The organism is Bacillus sp. FSL W8-1127, from assembly GCF_038006725.1.
GTDB classification, from domain to species: Bacteria; Bacillota; Bacilli; order Bacillales; family DSM-4216; genus Bacillus_O; species Bacillus_O smithii.
This window is the reverse complement of record NZ_JBBOVU010000001.1, coordinates 3,112,695-3,135,236: the sequence shown is the minus strand read 5'-3', so window position 1 is coordinate 3,135,236 and position 22,542 is coordinate 3,112,695. Positions and strand designations below refer to the sequence as shown.

Annotated in this window: 16 protein-coding genes, 1 pseudogene and 2 riboswitches; of the genes and pseudogenes, 13 read left to right on the top strand and 4 right to left on the bottom strand. The window is 42.4% G+C overall.

What is annotated here, in order from left to right; all coding sequences use genetic code 11:
* Window positions 1–86 precede the first annotated feature (86 nt).
* On the bottom strand, window positions 87–1,274 hold the full coding sequence (locus NST12_RS14645; protein WP_328204126.1) for a pyridoxal phosphate-dependent aminotransferase: 1,188 nt from the start codon (window positions 1,272–1,274) through the stop codon (window positions 87–89).
* A 97-nt stretch (window positions 1,275–1,371) separates the two neighbouring features.
* Here NST12_RS14645 and NST12_RS14640 point away from each other — a divergent pair, with 97 nt between their 5' ends.
* The 3 genes from NST12_RS14640 to mtnA all read left to right on the top strand — a co-directional run bounded on the left by NST12_RS14640 (window position 1,372) and on the right by mtnA (window position 5,439).
* Window positions 1,372–2,175 carry a carbon-nitrogen family hydrolase gene (locus NST12_RS14640; protein WP_048624128.1) on the top strand — a complete coding sequence of 268 codons (804 nt, stop codon included), beginning with the start codon at window positions 1,372–1,374 and terminating at the stop codon, window positions 2,173–2,175.
* Window positions 2,176–2,279: 104 nt separating this feature from the next.
* Window positions 2,280–2,438, top strand: a riboswitch (SAM riboswitch).
* A 716-nt stretch (window positions 2,439–3,154) separates the two neighbouring features.
* Window positions 3,155–4,357 carry an S-methyl-5-thioribose kinase gene (mtnK, locus tag NST12_RS14635; RefSeq protein ID WP_048624127.1) on the top strand — a complete coding sequence of 401 codons (1,203 nt, stop codon included), beginning with the start codon at window positions 3,155–3,157 and terminating at the stop codon, window positions 4,355–4,357.
* 17 nt (window positions 4,358–4,374) lie between these two features.
* Window positions 4,375–5,439, top strand: a complete 1,065-nt coding sequence (mtnA, locus tag NST12_RS14630) for an S-methyl-5-thioribose-1-phosphate isomerase (protein WP_048624126.1) — start codon at window positions 4,375–4,377, stop codon at window positions 5,437–5,439.
* A gap of 190 nt (window positions 5,440–5,629) precedes the next feature.
* Here mtnA and NST12_RS14625 read toward each other — a convergent pair.
* From NST12_RS14625 to NST12_RS14615, 3 genes and pseudogenes are all read right to left on the bottom strand, one after another.
* Window positions 5,630–6,917: pseudogene (locus NST12_RS14625) on the bottom strand (NO-inducible flavohemoprotein).
* 340 nt (window positions 6,918–7,257) lie between these two features.
* Window positions 7,258–7,626 carry a YckD family protein gene (locus NST12_RS14620; protein WP_048624124.1) on the bottom strand — a complete coding sequence of 123 codons (369 nt, stop codon included), beginning with the start codon at window positions 7,624–7,626 and terminating at the stop codon, window positions 7,258–7,260.
* Window positions 7,627–7,696: 70 nt separating this feature from the next.
* Window positions 7,697–7,849, bottom strand: a complete 153-nt coding sequence (locus NST12_RS14615; protein WP_328201948.1) for a hypothetical protein — start codon at window positions 7,847–7,849, stop codon at window positions 7,697–7,699.
* A 314-nt stretch (window positions 7,850–8,163) separates the two neighbouring features.
* Between NST12_RS14615 and NST12_RS14610 the strand changes: the two genes are divergently transcribed.
* The 10 genes from NST12_RS14610 to NST12_RS14565 all read left to right on the top strand — a co-directional run bounded on the left by NST12_RS14610 (window position 8,164) and on the right by NST12_RS14565 (window position 22,411).
* On the top strand, window positions 8,164–8,718 hold the full coding sequence (locus NST12_RS14610; protein ID WP_003354063.1) for a cysteine hydrolase family protein: 555 nt from the start codon (window positions 8,164–8,166) through the stop codon (window positions 8,716–8,718).
* Between the two features lie 19 nt (window positions 8,719–8,737).
* A complete protein-coding gene (locus NST12_RS14605; RefSeq protein WP_341101729.1) occupies window positions 8,738–10,252 on the top strand; it encodes a nicotinate phosphoribosyltransferase in 1,515 nt (504 codons plus the stop codon).
* Complete coding sequence (gene nadE, locus NST12_RS14600) at window positions 10,224–11,051, top strand: ammonia-dependent NAD(+) synthetase (protein ID WP_048624121.1); 828 nt, start codon at window positions 10,224–10,226, stop codon at window positions 11,049–11,051. The genes NST12_RS14605 and nadE overlap by 29 nt, the downstream gene beginning before the upstream one ends.
* Window positions 11,052–11,573: 522 nt before the next feature.
* Complete coding sequence (gene guaA, locus NST12_RS14595) at window positions 11,574–13,094, top strand: glutamine-hydrolyzing GMP synthase (protein WP_340397571.1); 1,521 nt, start codon at window positions 11,574–11,576, stop codon at window positions 13,092–13,094.
* A gap of 200 nt (window positions 13,095–13,294) precedes the next feature.
* Window positions 13,295–13,396: riboswitch (purine riboswitch) on the top strand.
* A 182-nt stretch (window positions 13,397–13,578) separates the two neighbouring features.
* Window positions 13,579–14,913 (top strand): NCS2 family permease, encoded by a 1,335-nt coding sequence (locus NST12_RS14590; protein WP_048624120.1) that lies wholly within the window; start codon window positions 13,579–13,581, stop codon window positions 14,911–14,913.
* A gap of 151 nt (window positions 14,914–15,064) precedes the next feature.
* Window positions 15,065–15,949, top strand: a complete 885-nt coding sequence (gene glcT / locus NST12_RS14585) for a glucose PTS transporter transcription antiterminator GlcT (protein WP_327797169.1) — start codon at window positions 15,065–15,067, stop codon at window positions 15,947–15,949.
* Between the two features lie 114 nt (window positions 15,950–16,063).
* A complete protein-coding gene (ptsG, locus tag NST12_RS14580) occupies window positions 16,064–18,139 on the top strand; it encodes a glucose-specific PTS transporter subunit IIBC (RefSeq protein WP_341101724.1) in 2,076 nt (691 codons plus the stop codon).
* Window positions 18,140–18,801: 662 nt separating this feature from the next.
* Entirely contained in the window at window positions 18,802–20,064 is a 1,263-nt protein-coding gene (ltrA, locus tag NST12_RS14575; RefSeq protein ID WP_341100012.1) for a group II intron reverse transcriptase/maturase, read from the top strand.
* A gap of 350 nt (window positions 20,065–20,414) precedes the next feature.
* On the top strand, window positions 20,415–20,999 hold the full coding sequence (locus tag NST12_RS14570) for a DUF3841 domain-containing protein (protein WP_341030225.1): 585 nt from the start codon (window positions 20,415–20,417) through the stop codon (window positions 20,997–20,999).
* Between the two features lie 431 nt (window positions 21,000–21,430).
* Window positions 21,431–22,411, top strand: coding sequence for a hypothetical protein (locus NST12_RS14565; RefSeq protein WP_341101722.1), 981 nt, complete (start codon window positions 21,431–21,433; stop codon window positions 22,409–22,411).
* Window positions 22,412–22,542 lie beyond the last annotated feature (131 nt).

Sequence of the window (22,542 nt, the reverse complement as noted above, 5' to 3'; positions counted from 1 at the left end):
GCTTGAATCATGTATTGACTTTTCAAAATTTTCTTAGTATCGGTAAATTTGATTTGTATTATGACAGGAATTTTTATCGGTGTCAATCATTTTTTTGCGACATGGAAAAGACCAAGCTTCGCAATACGTTGGACAGCTTCTTCCAGCCGTTCTTCCCTCGTTAATAAACCGACGCGCACATACCCTTCTCCGTGTTTCCCAAATCCGATTCCGGGAGCAACCGCCACATGCGCTTTTTCAAGTAGAAAGTCAGAAAATTGCTCTGATGTCCAGCCGTTCGGTACAGGCAGCCATGCAAAAAATGAGCCAGAAGGAGGCGTGACATCCCAACCGATTTGCGAAAGAGCACGAATAAATGTATTCCGTCTCGACTCGTACAGCGAAACAAGCTTTTTCACGCTCTCTTGTGAAGAAAGAAGCGCACAAGCCGCTGCCTCTTGAATCGCACCAAACAAGCTGACGTATAAATGGTCTTGAAGCAAGTTAATCGCTGCGATGACACTTTCATTACCAACTGCCGCTCCCACTCGCCAGCCGGCCATATTAAAGGTTTTCGAGAACGTATATATTTCTATGCCGACGTCTTTAGCCCCTTCTGCTTGGAGGAAACTGACCGGTTTTTTGCCGTCAAATCCGATTGCCCCGTAGGCGAAATCATGCACGACGCAAATATCGTGTTTTGCGGCAAACGAAACGGTATCCATAAAAAATTCTTTCGATGCCGCCGCTCCGGTAGGGTTATTTGGATAGTTTAAAAACATTAATTTTGCTTTTTCTGCCACGTCCTTTGAGACTTCGTTGTAATCCGGCAAAAAATGGTTTTGAGCGCGAAGCGGCATCATCGCCATTTCGGCTTGTGCCAAAGCGACACCCGACCAATAATCCGGATATCCCGGATCAGGAACGAGAACAAGATCACCCGGATTCAGCAAACAGGTCGGAATTTCCACAAGTCCTGCTTTTCCTCCAAATAAAACCGCCACTTCTTTTTCCGGATCCAGTTTCACCCCATATTCACGTTCATAAAAGGCCGCGACCGCTTCTTTAAAAAACGAATAGCCGCGGAACGGCGAATATTTATGATAACGGGGATTGGCGACTGCCTTTTGCATCGCCTCCACAATATGGGATGGCGTCGGCTGATCCGGATTCCCTTGACCGAGGTTAATGACATCATGTCCTTGGGCTTTCACGTTTTCCACTTTGGCGACAAGAGACGCAAAAAACTGTTTTGGCAGTTTCTGCAGCAGTTCCGATTGTGCGAAATGTTTCATCGTTTACACCTACTCAAAATTTTCTTGAAATTCTAGTCAAACATCATATATCGTAAAAATCAAATTGTAAAGTCAAAATTTTTTGAGGTGAATGATTATGACATTCAAAATTGCTTGTCTTCAACTGGATATTGCTTTTGGCGCTCCGCTGGAAAATCGACAGCTTGTTCAAAACGAAGTAGAAAAAATAGCCGCTCAACACCCTGACATCATCGTTCTTCCGGAATTATGGACAACGGGCTATGATTTAACGCGTCTGGATGAAATTGCGGATAAGGAAGGCGAAGAAACAAAAGCATTCATTAGTGAGCTTGCGCGTCGTCATCGCATCCACATTGTCGCCGGTTCCATCGCCAAAAAAACAAATGATGGAACGACGAATACGATGTACGTGGCCGATCGAAACGGCGATATTGTAGGCGAATACAGCAAACTGCATCTTTTCCAACTGATGGATGAACATCTTTATTTGCGATCCGGAGATACACCAGGATTATTTACACTTGAAAATACATTATGTGCCGGTGTGATTTGCTACGACATTCGTTTTCCGGAATGGATTCGCGTACATGCCTTGCAAGGAGCAGAAGTGTTGTTTGTCGTTGCCGAATGGCCGTTGCCGCGTCTGTCTCATTGGCGTACGTTGCTTCAAGCGCGTGCCATTGAAAATCAATGTTATGTTGTCGCCTGTAATCGCGCCGGCCGCGACCCGAATAATACGTTCGCCGGACATTCGCTTATCATCGATCCGTGGGGGGAAATTCTTGCGGAAGCAAAAGAAGATCCTTGCTCCCTCATAGCTGAAATCGATTTGCAAAAAGTCAAAGAAGTACGTGAGCAAATCCCGATTTTTAGCGACCGTCGTCCGGAACATTACAGAACAAATGAAAAAATTTTTTAAAAAAGGATTGACAATCACTCGAACTTCGATGTATGATTTCACTCAAATGAGAATCCGCCAATAATTAAAGCAATAACGAAAATTCGAATAATAGCTGATCAATACTCTTATCAAGAGTTGGCTGAGGGAATTGGCCCAATGAAGCCCAGCAACCGACCGTAATACTATCGTGAGATAGGGCGCAGAAAAGCGCCGGAAGGAATCTTCCGCAAGGCACGGTGCTAAGTCCAACAGAGAGAGTCATTCTTTCTGAAAGATAAGAGGTGAGAAGAAGAATCTTCAAGCCTCTTTCGATAAACGAGAGAGGCTTTTTATGTGCGCCCGGCATGTACATGAACTATAGGGTGTAAGTCCCGAACCCCGAAGACAGAAGTAGAGGTTAGCCAAGAGCAAGGGTGTCCGTGGTGACGCGGAATCTGAAGGAAGCTGGAGGCAAAACACCGGTCCGAGGAACACGAACCTCATATAAGGCTAGGTATGATTGAGTGAGTTTGCATAACAAAACAAAGCTCTTTCTGTCGAAGGTCATATCGAGTAAATGAGGCGGATAGATGGTGTGAAAGTGCATGTACTTACCCGGGGAGGTCTGGCGGATATGTGAAGTACTCTTCATAACCTACTTAGTGATAAGTAGCTGAACCGTCAGAAGTCAGCAGAGGTCATAGTATTAGTTGGTCTAGAACAACTAAGAAGGACCGAACAATTAAGAGAGAATAGCCCTTGGTATTCAGTGAGTCATGATGAACACAGAAAACGTAGTACCTCACTTGAGGGAGGAAGCGGTGAATCCCGTGGGAGACCTCTTGGAGGGTGGAGTGACCACTGGCATAAAGAGAACAGCTATTCACGGAAGTTATAAAGACTTGCGTCAATTATCTTAATTGAACCGCCGTATACGGAACCGTACGTACGGTGGTGTGAGAGGACGGGAGTTAATCGCTCCCTCCTACTCGATTTTTTCCAAAGGAGGCGTTCCTACATGGCCGTTTCAAATCCATCCGCTTACGAACCATTAACAGAAAAAGACGCGATTTCTCTTGCCGTTCGATTGCGCTTATTTTCAGAAGAAGCCCAGCTGGTATGCCGGGAAATTGGCGATGGAAATTTAAATCTCGTTTTCCGTATCGTTGACCAAAAAACAGGCAAAGGAGTGATTTTCAAACAAGCGCTGCCGTACGCGAAAGTCGTTGGTGAAAGCTGGCCTCTTACGTTAAAGCGTGCGACCATAGAAAGCAATGCGTTGCGTACATTTGCCGGCTTCGTTCCGGAATACGTTCCGGAAGTGTACCATTCCGACGAATCTCTTGCCATTACCGTCATGGAGGATTTATCTCATTTACAAATTGCTCGCAAAGGGCTTATAGAAGGAAAAACGTATCCGCTTTTGTCACGGCACATCGGTGAATACGTAGCCAAAACGTTATTTTATACGTCTGACTTCGGGATGAATCAACAAGAGAAAAAACAGCTTCTTCAAAGTTTTATCAACCCTGAACTATGCAAAATCACGGAAGATCTTGTCTTTACCGATCCGTTCTTTGATTATGATACAAACGATTTTGAAGAGGAGCTGCGTGAAGATGCAAAAGCGCTTTGGAACGATGATGAGCTTCATCTTGAAGTGGCAAAATTAAAGCGAAAGTTTTTAACAGAAGGGGATGCGCTGATTCACGGCGATTTACATACCGGCAGTATTTTTTGCAGCGATAAAGAGACAAAAGTGATTGATCCGGAATTCGCCTTTTACGGTCCTTTTGGTTTTGATCTCGGTCAATTTATCGCTAATTTGCTGCTGAATGCGCTGTCCCGTCCGCAACAAGACCAAGAGTTTTTATTTGACCATATCGAAAACACTTGGGAAGTATTTGCAAGCGTATTTTCCGACCTTTGGGAGCAGCACAATGTCGAGCCTTACGCCAAGACATCGAAGTTATTGCAGGACGTTTTGCACCATACATTTGTCGATGCGATTGGATTTGCCGGATGCGAAGTGATTCGCCGCACCATCGGTTTAGCACATGTCGCTGACCTTGACGGTATTGAAGACAAAGAGGAACGTCTTCGTGCGAAACGCCGTGCCCTTCGTCTCGGACGCAGCCTTATTTTACAGCGACATTCGCTCAATGACATTCAAGAAGTTCGTCCGCTTTTCCTACAGGCATCATTGACACCGACTAACTAAACGAAAGGAAGACAGCTATGACTGAACGATTCATGATTCCGCGTTCGGTTGAATGGAACGATACGCATATCACAATTTTAAATCAGCAAAAGTTGCCGGAGGAGACTGAATATTTAGAATTAAAGGAAATTGAAGATGTATGGGATGCCATTTCAACCTTGAAAGTTCGAGGGGCTCCTGCGATCGGCATGACGGCTGCCTACGGGCTTGCTCTTGCGGCTCAACGTTACGAGGCAAGTTCGATGGCTGAATTTAAACAACAGCTTCAAAAAGACATCGACTATTTAGCCAGCTCGCGGCCTACGGCGGTTAACTTGTTTTGGGCGCTGAACCGTCTTGCATCAAGCATTGAAGACGCCATTTCTGTCAACGAAGCGAAAACGATGCTCGTTCATGAAGCGATTCGCATCCAAGTGGCGGATGAAGACGTATGCCGCCGCATCGGAGAGCATGCATTGTCGCTTTTTAAAGACGGCGACCGCATCTTAACGATTTGCAACGCCGGTTCCCTTGCAACGGCTCGCTACGGTACGGCGCTTGCTCCATTTTATCTAGCCAAAGAAAAAGGAGTTCATCTTCAAGTATTTGCCTCAGAAACGCGCCCGGTTTTGCAAGGAGCAAGACTCACCACGTGGGAGCTCATGCAAGCCGGTGTGGATGTTACGCTTATCACGGATAATATGGCGGCGCAGACGATTTACGCCAAAAACATTTCGGCCGTCATCGTCGGTGCGGACCGAATTGCCGCTAACGGAGATACCGCTAATAAAATCGGAACATTTGGACTGGCTTTACTGGCACAATCGTTCGGCATTCCATTTTACGTCGCGGCGCCATTATCCACGATTGATTTAGAAACCAAAACGGGAAGAGATATTCCGATTGAAGAACGGAATCCGGAAGAAGTTACCCATATCGCAGGCAAACGCATTGCTCCTGAAGGGGTGGAAGTCTACAATCCGGCTTTTGATGTCACCCCCCACGAACTGATTACAGCGATTATTACCGAAAATGGAATCATTGGCGAAAACTATGAAGCAGAATTGCCGGCATTATTTGAGAAGAGCGAACAAGTGGGATGAGGAGATTAAAAAGAGAGACAAAGTTTGGTGGAGAACTCAATCTAATCATGATGACCAAACTTGTTGTTTTCAACAAAGGGCATAGAAAGAAGTCCCTTTCCATCTCTGAAAAACAGGAGGGAGAGGGACTTCTTATAAGTCTTACAAAGCAGACCACTGCACCCCGATACCGAAGTTTAATCAGCCTGCCTTATTTTTCTCCTAAAATAGCGATCGGACTGAATGCTTCAAAATGGATGTGCTCATTCGGAATTCCCCATTGTTGCAACGCCGATTGAATGTTTTTCATAAAAGGAATCGGTCCGCAGAAATAAAAAACGGATTCTTTTGATGGAACGATAGATTGTAGAAAGTCTAAATCAATGTACCCTTCTTTATCGAATTTTTTAGAGTTCCGATCTTCTTTTGTTGGTGAATCATAGCATACATATGATTTGATGTTTGGGTGACTTTTTTCTAATTGATTCACATGGTCTTTAAAAGCGTGTGTTTGGCTGTTGGCTGTTGCGTGTACAAATGTAACCTGACGTTGTGACTTACTTTCTGCAATGGAATTTAACATGCTAAGTAATGGCGTAATGCCAATTCCTCCGCTAATCAGAACTACAGGTAAATCACTGTCATCGAGCACAAAGTCTCCAGCAGGAGCAGAAAATTGAAGAGTATCTCCAACTTGGACTTGTTTATGTAAATAATTCGATACAATTCCTGGTGGAGCATCCCCATGTGCATCTTCACGTTTTACACTGATTCGGTAATAGTTTTTTCCAGGAGAATCAGAAAGACTGTAATGACGAATATGCGTATATTTTTCTCCAGGAATTTCAGCTTTTATAGTTAGATATTGCCCAGGTTTATAGGTAGGGATTGCTTTACCGTCCTTCGGCTTTAAATAAAAAGAAGTTACGGCATCCGTTTCTTTTACCTTTTGATCCACTAAAAAGCTTCGATAGCCGCTCCATCCACCAGGCTGATGATCTGTTTCTTCGTAGAGTTTTTTTTCAATGTCAATGAATGCATCTGCAATATAGTCATAAGCTTTTTTCCATGCATCGAGAACTTCATCCGTGACGGCATCACCCAGAACTTCTTTTACACCTTGCATCAACGCTTCGCCTACAAGTGGATCCGTTTACTGGGGCTTCGGTTCGCACCTTCAAGCAACCTTGCATCAACGCTTCGCCTACAAGTGGATACTGCTCAGGTTTAATCCCTATGGCGCGATGTTTCTCTGTAACCCTTGTGATCACTGGCTTGATAGCATCTAGATTGGTAATGTGTTCCCCAGCAGCATAGACAGCGTAACCTAATGCTTCCTGCTGAATTCCTCTTTTTTGATTGGTTTGATTAAAAATATTGTACAAGTCAGGAGCTTTTGAGAATAGGATTTGGTAAAATCTTTTTCCAATTTCTTTACTGTGTTTTTTTAGAACCGGTGCAGTGGATTGTACGATTTCAATAGTTTTAGCATCAAGCAAGTGAAGTCCTCCTATTTTAAAAAATGGAATGAAATCTAGGAGTTAATATGCTCAATTGAGTTCAAATCTATGACTTCCTTTAAAAAATTTTTTCTAAATATGTCTTTCATGAAGGTGAATGGTTTTTTGAGACTGATAAAAGCAGCAAAATAAAAATAGACCAATGCGATCATCGTTGCTTCGGGAAGCCTCTCTAAATACCAAATATTGAAAACGAAACGTTTTGTCTTTGAGAGAACACTATCTGATCATCTTAATTAAAGAAAACTTTGCAGGGAGGTAAATCCTACAATTTAAAAAAACGGTGTAAGAAAGATAAAAACGCTGAAAGGGTGTGCCTTCAGCGCTGTTCGTTATCGCTGTCATCATGATGATGTTTATGATGCCAGTGGCCTTTTTCCGAGTGATTCCAATGAGGGGAAAAGCCGTTTTGCTGCAAGTGTTTGTAATGTTCTTCCAAATGGGAAATGATGTCATCTCCTTTTTCTTTAGAAATGATTCCGTATTCTACATATTGGCGAATTAATTCTTTTCTTTTTTCCAATAGTTCTTTGTGAAGTTTGTTCAGTTTGGCTTTTTGCTGTTCGGTCAGCTGGACAGGTTTTTCGTTGCTTTTTCCTTGATTTGTTTCTGCATGCACGGTTGAGGCAGCAAACATCGCAACGGACACGAAGATGATGGCCATGATTTTTTTGGAAAATGTAAACATAGGTCTATTCTTCCTTTCCTTTTTATTTGTAAGGTTCTGTTTTGAGAATGAGAGAAACGGTCAACCCATTTTAGCTTTCATCCACTTCATCGTAGGAAAGATGCGTGACTTCGGTAAATTCTCCCCTTTCTATTTCTTCTTTTGTTGCCCGCTGTTCCAATTCTTCTTCATCGTCTATTCCGGGAGCAAGCGACGGCTGCTGTTCTTTTTTCTTATTCAACATCTTGATTCTTACCTCCTTATGGCTGTTTTTTTTCTCGTTTCTTCTTTATAATGATCCTAAAAATAGATATTATACAAATAAAGCCATTTTTGAACGCTCTGTGAACGAAATCGGTAGACTTGTCTTATATTTGGGTTTTTGGCGCACTTGATAGACATTATGAAACTTTGACGATGCTGAAAAAGGTGTCTTGGATATATAATGAGAATCAAGAGTTTTGCAGTTTGATCACGTATAAAGTTCTTTTCCGGCTTTCATGTTCAACATATCACAGAGCCTCTCGAAGCAAATAGGGGAAAAAGGAGACTTTGGCAATGGGGAAAAAAGCGTTGATCAATATCGATTACACTGTCGATTTTGTGGCGGATCATGGTGCTCTCACGTGTGGAAAGCCCGCTCAAATGATTGAGAATTTCATTACTTCTTTGACGGACACGTTTATTCAAAACGGCGATTTTGTGGTATTTGCAGTGGATATCCATAAGGAACAGGATCCGTATCATCCCGAAAGCCAATTATACCCGCCGCACAACATTGCCGGTTCGGAGGGAAGGAGGCTGTACGGTCAATTAGGGGAACTGTATGAGCGGATGAAAAACAAGGAAAATGTATATTATATGGACAAAACACGGTACAGCGCGTTTGCAGGTACAGACTTAGAGATTCAGCTGCGAGCTCGAGGCATAGATGAACTTCATTTATGCGGAGTTTGTACCGATATTTGTGTGCTTCATACCGCTGTAGACGCTTATAATAAAGGGTTTAAACTGGCTGTATACGAAAAGGGAACGGCAAGTTTTAACGAAGCAGGACATGATTGGGCGTTGAAGCACTTTCAACATGCACTCGGAGCAAAGGTAATTTCATGACGGAAACGGGGTTTGGACGATGAGAAAATATCAAGATGACAGTCTTGCTTTGCATACAGATTTATATCAAATTAATATGGCTAAAACGTACTGGGAAGACGGTGTCCATGAGAGAAAGGCGGTGTTTGATCTTTATTTCCGGAAAATGCCGTTTGGAAGCGGATACGCAATCTTTGCGGGGTTAGAAAGAATTGTTGAATTTTTAAAGAATTTTCGGTTCAGCGATAGCGATATCGCTTATTTGCGCGAAGTAGAAGGCTATGATGAAGATTTTCTTCAATACTTGTCGAATTTAACTTTTACAGGAAATGTACGGTCGATGAGGGAAGGAGAAGTGGTTTTTGAAAATGAACCAATTGTTACAATAGAGGCGCCTTTGATTCAAGCGCAGCTGATTGAAACGCCTTTATTAAATATAGTCAACTATCAAACGTTGATAGCCACGAAAGCCGCCCGCATCAAGCATGCCGTTGGGGAAGACTTGGTCATGGAATTCGGGACAAGAAGGGCTCAAGAAATGGATGCGGCCATTTGGGGAACTAGAGCGGCCTTTATCGGTGGATGCGGGGCTACCAGCAATGTCAGAGCCGGAAAGCTGTTTGGCATTCCGACAGCCGGAACACACGCTCATGCCATGGTACAAGCTTATCAAGACGAATATACGGCATTTCGCAAATACGCTGAATCCCATAAGGATTGCGTCTTTTTAGTGGATACATATGACACGCTTCGTTCCGGTGTACCGGCAGCGATTCGAGTCGCTAAAGAAATGGGGGATTCGATCAACTTTATTGGTATTCGTTTAGATAGCGGCGATTTGACCTATTTATCGAAAAAAGCGAGAGAAATGCTGGATGAAGCCGGATTTCACGATGCGAAAATTTTTGCTTCGAATGATTTGGATGAATACACCATTACGCATTTGAAAGCTCAAGGAGCCAAAATCGACGCTTGGGGGGTCGGGACGAATTTGATTACGGCGTACGACCAACCGGCGCTTGGAGCAGTCTATAAGTTAGCTTCGATAGAGAATGAGGTAGGGGAAATGATCGATACGGTCAAAATTTCCAGCAATGCCGAGAAAGTAACCACTCCGGGAAAGAAAAAAGTATATCGAATCATCAATAAAAGCAACCAAAAATCGGAAGGCGACTATATCACCCTTTATGACGAGAATCCCGCCGCAGAAGAAAGAATTAAAATGTTTCACCCTGTTCATACCTATGTCAGCAAATTCGTGACAAACTTTGAAGCGGTGGAATTGCAAAAAGATATTTTCATCAATGGCGAGCTAGTATATGAATTGCCATCGCTGGCAGAAATCCAATCTTTTGTCCAAAAAAATTTAGGCTATTTATGGGATGAATATAAACGAATTTTAAATCCGGAAGAATATCCGGTGGACTTAAGCGAAAAATGCTGGAATAATAAAATGAAAAAGATTCAAGAAGTGCGGGACAAAATTGTATCTAGTTTGTCAACCAAAACGAAAGGAGAAGGAGAAGATGACCGATTTACAAAAACGGATTATTGAGGAATTAAAAGTAAAACCGGTGATTGATCCAAAAGAAGAAATTCGCAAAAGCGTAGACTTTTTAAAAGCTTATTTAAAGAAATATCCGTTTATAAAAGGCTTCGTTCTAGGCATTTCGGGTGGGCAAGACTCCACATTAACCGGGAAGCTGGCTCAAATGGCGATTAACGAAATTCGTGAGGAAACAGGAAAACAAGATTATCAGTTTACGGCGGTCAGATTGCCATATGGTACACAATTCGATGAAGAAGATTGCCAAGTGGCTTTAAACTTCATCCAGCCAGATGATGTCGTTACGGTGAATATTAAAGAAGCGGTAGATGCCAGTGAAAAGGCATTAAAGGATGCCGGCGTGGAAATTTCCGATTTTGAAAAAGGAAATCAAAAAGCTCGTGAACGGATGAAAGTTCAATACAGCATCGCAGCAATGAGAAATGCAGTCGTACTGGGAACCGACCATGCGGCAGAAGCAGTCACAGGATTTTTTACAAAATACGGAGACGGCGGTGCGGATCTCGTTCCGATTTATCGTTTAAATAAACGCCAAGGAAAGATGCTGTTAAAAGAACTTGGGTGTCCGGAACGTTTATATAAAAAAGTGCCGACAGCCGATTTGGAAGAAAATCGTCCACAGCTTCCGGATGAAGTCGCACTTGGTGTTACCTATGAAGAAATTGACGACTACCTGGAAGGCAAAACCGTTTCTGAAGAAGCGAGAAAAACGATCGAAGGATGGTTTTTAAAGACAGAGCATAAACGGCATCTTCCCATCACGATTTTCGATGACTTTTGGAAATAATTTGTGGATTCTTCCTTTAATAGAAAAGACAGAGAGCCTTTTGTGGAGCTCCCTGTCTTTTTTGGTTTGAAGAAATGGAAAGAAAGCAGGAGAAGAGTTTTCTTCATTGTGAGTTATTATCTGAATAATAAATCAATTGCAAGGCGGGTTGACCGTGGTTACAGATAGATATAAAATGATGACAAATTTGTTGCGTCTATGGTCTATCAGTATTTCATCTTCAGTTCTTTAGAAAAATTGGATTGCTGCCGGATGGCTGCAATGAGATGGCAATAGTGGCCGCAGGAGACCTCCGTTGGTCTTCTTGAAAAGGCGGGTTTATAAAAGTCTATTAAGGACTTAATAGAGGGGGAAGGAATTCCCCCTGAATACTTTTTTGTGATCTATTGGCTCTGTTACATGATTATTTGCTGGAGAAACTGTGCTGCATGGGAAAAGCTTGCGTCATAGGAACAGAGCTTATTTTTCATACATAGAGAGGTGGATATTGTGGAAAGAAAGAAGGAATGGGAAAACCAAGAGATGGTTGTCGTACTTGATTTCGGCAGCCAGTATAACCAACTGATTACGAGAAGAATTCGGGAACTTGGCGTCTATAGCGAACTTCATCCCCATACTTTGACGGCGGAAGAAATAAAAGCTATGAATCCAAAAGGGATTATTTTATCTGGGGGACCTAACAGTGTATATGCCGAAGATGCTTTTCGCTGCGACGAAGACATTTTTAATCTAGGAATCCCGGTGCTAGGAATTTGCTATGGAATGCAGCTGATGACAAAGCATTTCGGTGGAAAAGTGGAACCTGCCAGCAAACGGGAGTACGGAAAAGCGACCATCCGGGTACAAAACCAAAATCCTCTTTGGGATGGACTACCGGAAGAACAAGTGGTATGGATGAGCCATAGCGATTTAGTGATGGAAACTCCTGAAGGATTTACTGTAGATGCGGTAAGTTCATCATGTCCAATCGCGGCAATGAGTCATCAAGAACAACAATTATATGGGGTTCAATTCCATCCGGAAGTTCGCCACTCTGTCTACGGAAACGAGCTGCTTCGCAATTTTGTGTTCAACATTTGCGGCTGCCGGGGCGATTGGTCCATGCAAAATTTTATTGAAATGGAAATAGAAAATATTCGAAAAACCGTTGGCGATAAAAAGGTTCTTTGTGCCTTGAGCGGCGGAGTCGATTCTTCTGTTGTGGCTGTTCTTATACATAAAGCCATCGGAGATCAATTGACATGTATTTTTGTCGATCACGGCCTTTTGCGCAAAGGGGAAGCCGAAAGTGTAATGAAAACGTTCGCGGAAGGTTTTCACATGAACGTGATCAAAGTGGATGCAAAAGATCGCTTTTTGAACAAACTGAAGGGAGTTTCCGACCCTGAGAAAAAACGGAAAATTATCGGCAATGAGTTTATATATGTGTTTGATGACGAGGCGGCCAAACTGGAAGGAATTGAATTTTTAGCGCAAGGTACTCTGTATACGGATATTATTGAAAGCGGAACGGCCACAGCCCAAACGATTAAATCCCATCACAATGTGGGCGGGCTGCCGGAAGATATGGAATTTAAGCTGATTGAGCCGCTGAACACGTTGTTTAAAGATGAAGTGCGAAAATTGGGCACCGAATTAGGAATTCCGGATGAAATTGTTTGGCGTCAGCCATTCCCGGGACCGGGACTAGCCATTCGGGTTTTAGGAGAAGTAACGGAAGAAAAATTGGAAATTGTTCGGGAATCGGATGCTATTTTAAGAGAAGAAATTAAAAAAGCTGGGTTGGATCGCGACATTTGGCAATATTTCACTGTTCTTCCTAATATCCGCAGCGTCGGGGTAATGGGAGACGCGAGAACATATGATTATACTATCGGGATTCGTGCGGTTACTTCCATCGATGGAATGACCTCCGATTGGGCAAGAATTCCGTGGGATGTGCTGGAGACGATCTCGACACGCATCGTCAACGAAGTCAGCCATGTGAACCGTGTAGTCTATGATATTACCAGCAAACCGCCGGCCACTATTGAGTGGGAATAAAGACCCGCTATTCATCCGTGAGATAAGGATGATCAGCGGAACGAATCGGGCATTTAAGGGCAGCCGGCCTCCGAAGGAACTCTTCGCCTTGCTGCCCTTAATGCAGAATGAGACAAACACGAATGATAATAAATAATTTTAAAATAATGTTCGTATTTTGTTGACATCGTCGTCATTTAGCACTACAATGTAGTTGAATTAAATAATTTGTCGCATTACGTCGTATAATTACGGGGATATGGCCCGGAAGTCTCTACCAAGCTGCCGTAAATAGCTTGACTACGAGGTAATGGAATGTAAACAGGATTGGATTCCCATCCTTTTATCTTTCTATCCTCAAGCCATGCCCCGAACGAATGTTTGGGGTATTTTTATTTTGCTTGGTGAATAGCTTTATCACCCGAATGGTGATTTCACCCGGCGGCATCCTGTTGGCCGGTGTGGTTGCCTCGTGACGTATTTGTGATAATGGCGGAGGGGAATTATGAAAAATTATTTTCATTTTGATGAATTGGGGACGAATTACCGCAGGGAAATTATCGGTGGTATTACGACCTTTCTTGCTATGGCCTATATTTTGGTCGTGAATCCGCTCACTCTTTCGCTTGCATCAGTGAAGAATCTTCCGGATTCCATGCGAATGGACCACGGAGCGGTGTTTGTTGCGACGGCTTTATCTGCTGCTTTCGGTTCCTTGTTGATGGGATTATGGGCGAAATATCCGGTGGCTCTCGCGCCGGGATTGGGTTTGAACGCCTTTTTTGCCTATACGGTTGTTTTGAATTACGGCATTTCTTGGCAAGTTGCGCTGACAGGAGTATTTTTGGCAAGCCTCATATTTATTTTGCTCACGCTTACCGGAATTCGGGAAAAAATTATTAATGCTATCCCGGCTCAATTAAAACACGCAGTAGGAGCAGGAATTGGACTTTTTATTACTTTTATTGGTTTTCAAAATGCTGGAATCATCGTGAATAATGATGCGGTTTTAGTTGGGCTTGGCGATTTGACAAACGGCAATACGCTTTTGGCCATTTTCGGCATCATCATTACGGTCATTCTCATGACGAGAGGCATTAACAGCGCTGTGTTTATCGGAATGGTCATTACGGCTATTGTCGGGATGTTGACCGGTTTAATCCCTCTTCCGAAACATGTGATCGGCAGCATTCCAAGCATTAAACCGGTGTTTGGCGTTGCGGTGACTTCGATTTTCCATATGCCGGATCAAATTTTTACGATGCAAATGTTGATGGTGGTTTTGACCTTTTTATTTGTAGCCTTTTTTGATACGGCGGGGACTCTTTTGGCGGTTGCTCATCAAGCCGGATTGATGAAAAACAATCAATTGCCTCGAGCCGGAAAAGCGCTGTTTTCAGATGCTATGGCAGGAGCGATTGGTGCGGTGCTCGGAACGTCCACGACGACTTCTTTTGTGGAATCAACAGCGGGGGTAGCTGCCGGGGCCAGAACCGGATTTGCTGCTGTTGTCACAGGTGTGTTGTTTTTGCTGTCGCTCTTTTTCTACCCGTTGCTTTCGGTTATTACCTCACACGTAACGGCGCCTGCTTTGATTATTGTCGGTGTGTTGATGGTATCGTCTCTGGGAGAAATTGACTGGAAGAAATTCGAAATTGCTGTTCCGGCTTTCTTGACCGTTATTTGTATGCCTTTGACATACAGTATCGCGACAGGAATCGCGATCGGATTTATTTTCTATCCTATTACGATGATTGTAAAAGGAAGAGCCAAAGAAATTCATCCGCTTATGTATTTCTTGTTTGTTGTTTTCTTATTATATTTTATTTTCTTGAAATAGTAGGAAGGACGTCCTCCAAATGGGGGACGTTTTTTTGTAAAAAGGTTTTCATTGTATAAAGGCAAATCCTTGATTACAATATGGGTAGACTAATATAAGGAGGACGAAGCTGTTGCTTATTGCAGCGGTGAATCACAAGAGGAGATTTCAAATGGTTAAATATGTAGTGAAAAAAGTCCTTAATAATAATGTTTTGATCGCTGCTGATGACAAGAACAACGAAGTCGTACTAATTGGGAAGGGAATCGGTTTCCAAAGGAAAAAAGGAGATGTGATCCATCAAGATATTATCGAAAAAATATTTGTCCTCAAAAATGAAAATGAACAAGAACATTACAAAAAATTATTGCCCTACCTCGATGAAAAAACGCTGAATGTAATTATTTCCTCTTTAGAAATCATAAAAAAACGAACACGCGGCACTTTAAATGAGCATATCCACGTTGCGCTCACGGATCACCTGCTTTTCGCGATGAACAGGCTTATGAAAGGAATGGTTATTAAAAATCCTTTTCTAAATGAAACAAAAGCGATGTATCCTTTTGAATATGAAATCGCTGAAGAAGTAGTGGATTTTATTCATGAAGCGGCCAACATCAAGCTGCCGGAAGGGGAAGTAGGCTTTATTGCTTTGCATATTCACAGTGCCTTAACAGATAAACAACTTTCTGAGATTAATCAATATTCCCAGTTATTGTCCACTCTTGTCCGCACGATGGAAGAAAATCTTGGAATGGAAATCGATAGAAATAGTGTGGAATATATGCGACTCATCCGCCATCTTCGCTATACCATTGACAGGGTGCAAAAAGGAGAAGCATTGGAAGATTCAAAAAAAATAAAAGAACTATTGAAAAAAGAATACCCTCTATGCTACAATCTTTCATGGAAGCTAATCAAAATTATGCAGCAGACGCTGAAGAAACCGGTTTATGAAGCGGAAGCCACTTATTTAACGATGCATTTGCAGCGTTTACGTGCGAAACAAAAGAATAGCAATTCTTTACGTGTTACTGATTCGATCAGGCATGAGTAAAGAAGTTGATAGAAACAAGAACACAAGGGAACACTACCCTTTGTACTGCTTGTTTTTATTGCTTCTTCACTCATGCTTTTTTGTTTATGCAATAACAGAATGGAGGTAACGTATATGTTTAAGAAATTCTTCGGCGTTCTCCAAAAAGTGGGTAAAGCTTTGATGCTTCCAGTCGCCATTTTACCGGCTGCCGGAATTTTGCTTGCTCTTGGAAACGCTTTACAAAACCCGACGCTAGTCGATATTGCTCCGTTTCTGCATACCGGTTGGGTGGAAATGGTAGCAAAAGTAATGGAAGAAGCCGGTGGAATTATCTTTTCGAATCTAGCCCTTCTATTTGCCGTCGGGGTTGCCATTGGTTTGGCCGGAGGAGAAGGGGTAGCTGGACTTGCTGCAATCGTCGGCTTCCTGATCATGAATGTTACGATGGGAGTTGTGCTTGGTGTCACTCCTAAAATGGCTGCTCATGATCCTTCCTATGCAACCGTTCTCGGCATTCCTACGCTGCAAACCGGTGTATTCGGCGGGATTATTGTTGGTATATTAGCTTCAATTCTCTACAATAAATACTTTAATATTGAGCTTCCATCTTATTTAGGATTTTTTGCGGGAAAACGTTTTGTTCCGATTGTGACGGCTGTATCTTCTTTAATTCTTGGATTGATCATGATTGTTATTTGGCCGCCTATCCAATCAGGTTTAAATGCTTTCTCCAATAACTTGTTGAATGCAAACTTGACGTTGTCTGCCTTTATTTTCGGTGTCATTGAACGTTCGCTGATTCCATTTGGATTGCATCATATCTTCTATGCTCCGTTCTGGTTTGAGTTTGGACAATATACGAACAAAGCAGGAGAAGTGGTTCACGGAGACCAAGCGATCTTTATGGCTCAAATTAAAGATGGAGTCAAGAATTTGACGGCTGGTACATTTATGACGGGTAAATATCCGTTTATGATGTTTGGTCTTCCTGCTGCTGCGCTGGCTATTTACCACGAAGCTAAACCTGAAAAGAAAAAAGTGGTTGGAGGTTTAATGGCTTCAGCGGCTTTGACTTCTTTCTTGACAGGGATTACAGAGCCGATTGAATTCTCCTTCTTATTCGTAGCACCTGTGTTGTTTGCGATTCACGCTGTTTTTGCCGGACTGTCATTTATGATTATGCATATTTTAAATGTCAAAATCGGGTTGACATTCTCAGGGGGATTAATTGACTTTATTCTCTTTGGTGTTTTGAATCCACAAACTCATTGGTGGCTCGTGATACCGGTCGGATTAGTCTTTTCCGTCATCTATTATTTCGGTTTCCGATTTGCCATCCGCAAGTTCAATTTAAAAACGCCTGGTCGCGAAGATGATGAAGAATCGAACGATGGAAAAGAAACAGCAGATAGCGGATCTGGAGACCTTGCCTACAATATTTTGGAAGCAATGGGTGGACAAAGCAATATTGCTTCGCTGGATGCTTGTATCACTCGTCTGCGCGTTCAAGTAAATGATCCTAAAGAAGTGGATAAGGAACGTTTGAAAAAACTGGGCGCTTCCGGAGTATTGGAAGTTGGAAACAATATTCAAGCTATTTTCGGACCACGTTCCGACACGATTAAAACGCAAATGCAAGATATTATGAAAGGCAAAGCGCCGCGCAAAGCAACAACTCCTGATATGAATCAGGAAGTTAAACAGCAAGTAGAAGAAGTGAATCCAACGCCTCTTCAAAATGAAATTGACCGAAATGAAGCGATTATTTCTCCATTAAAAGGGGAAATTAAGCCGCTTGCAGAAGTTCCTGATCCAGTCTTTGCAGAAAAAATGATGGGAGACGGCTTTGCTATATTGCCGGAAGAAGGAACTGTTGTATCGCCGGTTAACGGAAAAATTGTGAACCTGTTCCCGACTAAGCACGCAATCGGTATTTTGTCCGACGGCGGAAGAGAAATTTTAATTCACGTGGGTATTGATACAGTGAAACTGAATGGCGAAGGTTTTGAGGCGCTTGTGAACCAAGACGACCATGTAGAAGCCGGACAGCCTTTGTTGAAAGTGGATCTTGATTTAGTGAAAAGCAAGGCACCGTCTGTGATTACTCCGATTATTTTTACAAACCTTCAAGAAGGGGAACAAGTTGTAATTGAAAAGCAAGGTAAAGTCGATTTGAAAGAAGAAAACATCATTTCGATTCAAAAATAGCCCATCAGGACAGAAAGCGATGATTGCATTGCTTAACGTCCGCTTCATTGATAAAGATGAAATATCCGGGTAAAGAAAGCCGTTCATGCTTTTGGCGTGAACGGCTTTCTTGTGTGCGCCCGGCATGGGTGTAATCTATAGGGTGAAAGTCCCGAGCTGCGAAGGCAGAAGTAGCAGTTAGCTTAACGCAAGGGTGTCCGTGGTGACGCGGAATCTGAAGGAAGCGGGCGGCAAACTTCCGATCTGAGGAACACGAACTTCATAGGAGGCTAGGTATCACTGGGTGAGTTTGCACAACAAAACAAAGCCCTTTCTGCCGAAGGTGATACAGAGTAAATGAAGCAGATGGATGGAAGGAAAGATTACACTCTTACCCGGGGAGGTCTGATGGATACGTGAAGTAGCCTTCATAACCTACTTAGTGATAAGTAGCTGAGCCATCAGAAGTCAGCAGAGGTCATAGTACGAATTGGTCTAGAACAATTCGGAAGGACTGAACAATTAAGAGAGAATAGCCCTTTGCATTCAGTGTGTCATGTTGAACACAGAAAACGTAGTACCTCACTTGAGGAAGGAAACGGTGAATCCCGTGGGGGACCTCTTGGAGGGTGGAGTGACCACTGGCATAAGAAGATAAGCTATTCACGGAAGGAAGAATAACAATGCTTTTGAATCAAATCCTGTCACGGGAGAATATGCTTTTAGCTTTACAAAGAGTAGAAAAGAACAAAGGTAGCCATGGAGTAGATATGATGCCCGTACAAAACCTCCGTCAGCACATAGTCGAAAACTGGATATCTATGAAAGAGGCAATTCTCAAGGGTACCTATGAACCAATGCCTGTTCGAAGAGTCGAAATCCCGAAACCTGATGGCGGTGTTCGGTTACTAGGTATTCCAACCGTAACAGACCGTTTGATTCAACAAGCAATTGCCCAAGTATTATCGAGGATATATGACCCTATGTTCTCCGAACATAGTTATGGGTTTCGTTCAAATCGAAGTGCTCATGACGCAGTTAGGAAAGCAAAAGGCTATATCAGAGATGGTTATAGATGGGTAGTAGACATGGATTTAGAAAAGTTCTTCGATCGAGTGAATCATGACAGGCTGATGAGTACATTAGCCAAGACTATTAAAGAAAAGCCACTATTGAAGCTAATCCGCAAATATCTACAAGCTGGTGTCATGATTAATGGTGTGGTATCTAGGACAGAAGAAGGGACGCCGCAAGGTGGCCCCCTAAGCCCTTTACTTTCGAATATTGTACTAGATGAACTAGACAAAGAATTAGAGAAAAGAGGGCATAAATTTGTTCGTTATGCCGATGACTGTAATATTTACGTGAAGTCAAAACGGGCTGGTGAAAGAACCATGGCTAGTGTCAAACGATTTATTGAGGGAAAACTTCGTCTAAAAGTCAACGAGAAGAAATCTGCGGTTGACCGACCATGGAAACGAAAGTTTCTAGGATTTAGTTTTACACCTTCAAAAGAGCCAAAAGTTCGGATTGCCAAGCAAAGTCTAAAACGAATGAAGAAAAAGGTGCGAGAAATCACGTCAAGAAAAATACCATACCCAATGGAATATCGGATTAAGAAACTTAACCAATATCTACTTGGATGGTGTGGATATTTTGCATTAGCAGACACAAAGAGTATCTTTGAAGATTTGGATGGCTGGATTCGACGAAGACTCCGGATGTGTTTATGGAAAAACTGGAAGACCTCAAAGACCAGGATACGCAACCTCATAAAACTAGGAGTTCCTGAATGGAAAGCTTATGAATGGGGGAACAGTCGCAAAGGTTATTGGCGAATCTCAAAAAGTCCCATATTACACAGAACCCTTGGAAACTCCTATTGGAGTAACCAAGGGCTTAAAAGTCTACAGAAACGTTATGAATTCTTGCGTCATTTATCTTGATTGAACCGCCGTATACGGAACCGTACGTACGGTGGTGTGAGAGGACGGGGGTTAATCACCCCCTCCTACTCGATTTCAAATCGTCAGGATCAAAAGGAGCTCAAATATTCTATAAACACAAATTGCCATTCGGTAAGAATTTAGAATAAGTAAAGGGAGGAAAGAAATCACACTTTAAACTTTGTTCATGGCCAGACGACTTTGTCATTTGGCATGAAGGTCCTCTTTTATTATGCGGTTTTGGGTTAGGTTGTTATATTCATCCTGATGATAGTAGACGAATGATCTCCTTCCTTTTGGCTGTACAGGAAAGCTTTTTTACATCATGATCCTTTTAAGGGGGTATGAAGATGAAACTATGGACTATCCATCCTGTTGAAGTGTGGGAATGGTTGCAGCAACAAGGTTTTTATCGTGGTGCGAAGGAGCTTGTTTATGAAGATTTCCTCGATTCGTACGACTGGCTTATCATTGAAATGGAGAAACGATTGGGGCCAAGACCGGAAAAAGAATCGTACCCTGTCTGGGCATGGAAACAATGGAATGGCGTGCATATTCGTCCGGACCTCCGTTTTTCGGGTTTTCTGGAGAAAGGAACGAGAGGTGTACGTCTCGAAATAGACATACCTGATGAACAGGTTGTTTTGAGCGATTTTGATAAATGGCATTACGTACTGAATTATTGGTACCTCGAAGAAAATGAAGAAGACGGGGAATTATTCGACAAAGAAATAAAGAAAAGAGGGCTGGATTATTATCAGCAAAAGCCGCTTCCGGACCCTTATTATCATCAGAAAATTGTGGATAGCTGGAAACGTATTTTTGATATTGAGCCAAGGAATGAAGAGGAGAAAAGGAGCTTATCGATTCAAGCTACTTTCTGGGAGTTGAAATTGGAGCAGGTAAGGAAGGTGGATTTTTTTGTTGCAAGGTAGTGATTTTGTAAGAAGAGAGAAATTTTTTGTTTGATGGATTTCGAGAATGATTTTGTTGATTATTGCATCATAAGATCCAAAAATACCTGAGTACGGGAACCTCCTCAAAAGATGAATGACGTTTTCACGGATTAATCTGGATTAGCTCGGCGCATGATTTCTCTGACTTTTCCCGGTCCTTCTAAAAAGATTTTTTTAAAAATGTGCTGTACGTCTCTTTTACATTCCAAAATCCTGTTGATAATAAAGTAAATAATTATTTATTATAAACGCAGGTGATAGGTAAAAATAATTTACTTTTCTACCTGTTTTTATCGATATTTTAGTATATTGTTAGTATGGAAATTAAATATATATTTATTGTTTCATATAAATAATAAATATTTATTTACTATTTGCTTTATCCAATACAAGAAAAAGGAGCGTTTTTTATGCTTTCATCCGGGTTGCAGTTTGGAATCTATCCGCTTAGTGTAGCCGGTACGCCTGCCGGTTTAGCTGTAGGACCTCAAGACAACTATGAGCAAATTCAAATGGCCTTAAAACGTCTTCGAGGAGAATCTAAATCGCTGTTGCCAAGAATTTATCTCGTTTATACAGGACCTGCTGATTCGGGAGAGAAGCTTTTGTCGATCGTGGAGAAATATGTTCGTTTGGGATTAATGGGGGACTTGGTAGTAGGTTCTTTGGCTCCAAACATAGAAATGAATCACTGGCTCGCGCTTATTAGGAAAATCATTAGAGAGTATGGTTCTTATATTGACTCGCTGCAAATTACGAATGAACCTAATTTGAGCTTTATGGACGGATCAAACCCTAACATCCTGCCATTGTTGGTGCAAGGGGTTATTGCAGCAAAAGAAGAAGCAGAAGCAGCGAACGTTCGTGTGGATATCGGATTTGGATCTGTGCCGGATAACGGTCCGAAAGTGGTTCCGCATTTCTGGGAAAACCTTGCTGAAATTGGCGGAGAGGTTTTCATAGATTCTTTGGATTATGTCGCGCATAATTTTTATGTAGATGTATTTGAACAGCCGCTCTCATTGGAAAAAGTCCCAGCTTCCGTTGAGGACTTGCTGCGGCGTTTTCGTGAAGTGAATCTGAAGACAGCCGGTATACCTGATTGCATCCCTATTCGCATTACCGAAAACGGATGGCCTACGGGCAAAAACCCTTTTGTAGGCAAAGACAGATCTTACGAACATCAATCTGAAGTACTAGAGACGATCATACGGACCGTTTATAATCTGCATCAAGAACTCAATATCACACATTATGAGCTTTTTGGTCTCAGGGATGCAGACAGTTCCAAAGATGATCTCTTTCACCAATTTGGCATCATGCGGGATGATTATACTCCGAAACCGGCGTTTTATACATTTCAGCATTTGATACAGGAGTTGGGAATTTGAAATGGTTCACAAAGCCGAGAGGCAGGTGCGGCAGATGATTATAAAGTTTTTACAAATCTATGTGGATCGGCTGTTACTGCTATAGGACAGAGAAGAACAAATCGTTATAGCATCTTGACAGAGAGGCTGTA

Excerpts from the sequence above, each read along its gene's own strand:
- NST12_RS14590 (WP_048624120.1), top strand. The coding sequence starts at position 13,579 with ATGAAAAATTATTTTCATTTTGATGAATTGGGGACGAATTACCGCAGG.
- NST12_RS14615 (WP_328201948.1), bottom strand. The coding sequence starts at position 7,849 with ATGTTGAATAAGAAAAAAGAACAGCAGCCGTCGCTTGCTCCCGGAATA.
- mtnA (WP_048624126.1), top strand. The coding sequence starts at position 4,375 with ATGACTGAACGATTCATGATTCCGCGTTCGGTTGAATGGAACGATACG.
- NST12_RS14645 (WP_328204126.1), bottom strand. The coding sequence starts at position 1,274 with ATGAAACATTTCGCACAATCGGAACTGCTGCAGAAACTGCCAAAACAG.
- NST12_RS14565 (WP_341101722.1), top strand. The coding sequence starts at position 21,431 with ATGCTTTCATCCGGGTTGCAGTTTGGAATCTATCCGCTTAGTGTAGCC.
- NST12_RS14620 (WP_048624124.1), bottom strand. The coding sequence starts at position 7,626 with ATGTTTACATTTTCCAAAAAAATCATGGCCATCATCTTCGTGTCCGTT.
- NST12_RS14605 (WP_341101729.1), top strand. The coding sequence starts at position 8,738 with ATGAGAAAATATCAAGATGACAGTCTTGCTTTGCATACAGATTTATAT.
- glcT (WP_327797169.1), top strand. The coding sequence starts at position 15,065 with ATGGTTAAATATGTAGTGAAAAAAGTCCTTAATAATAATGTTTTGATC.
- NST12_RS14640 (WP_048624128.1), top strand. The coding sequence starts at position 1,372 with ATGACATTCAAAATTGCTTGTCTTCAACTGGATATTGCTTTTGGCGCT.
- guaA (WP_340397571.1), top strand. The coding sequence starts at position 11,574 with ATGGTTGTCGTACTTGATTTCGGCAGCCAGTATAACCAACTGATTACG.
- NST12_RS14570 (WP_341030225.1), top strand. The coding sequence starts at position 20,415 with ATGAAACTATGGACTATCCATCCTGTTGAAGTGTGGGAATGGTTGCAG.
- NST12_RS14610 (WP_003354063.1), top strand. The coding sequence starts at position 8,164 with ATGGGGAAAAAAGCGTTGATCAATATCGATTACACTGTCGATTTTGTG.
- ltrA (WP_341100012.1), top strand. The coding sequence starts at position 18,802 with ATGCTTTTGAATCAAATCCTGTCACGGGAGAATATGCTTTTAGCTTTA.
- mtnK (WP_048624127.1), top strand. The coding sequence starts at position 3,155 with ATGGCCGTTTCAAATCCATCCGCTTACGAACCATTAACAGAAAAAGAC.
- nadE (WP_048624121.1), top strand. The coding sequence starts at position 10,224 with ATGACCGATTTACAAAAACGGATTATTGAGGAATTAAAAGTAAAACCG.
- ptsG (WP_341101724.1), top strand. The coding sequence starts at position 16,064 with ATGTTTAAGAAATTCTTCGGCGTTCTCCAAAAAGTGGGTAAAGCTTTG.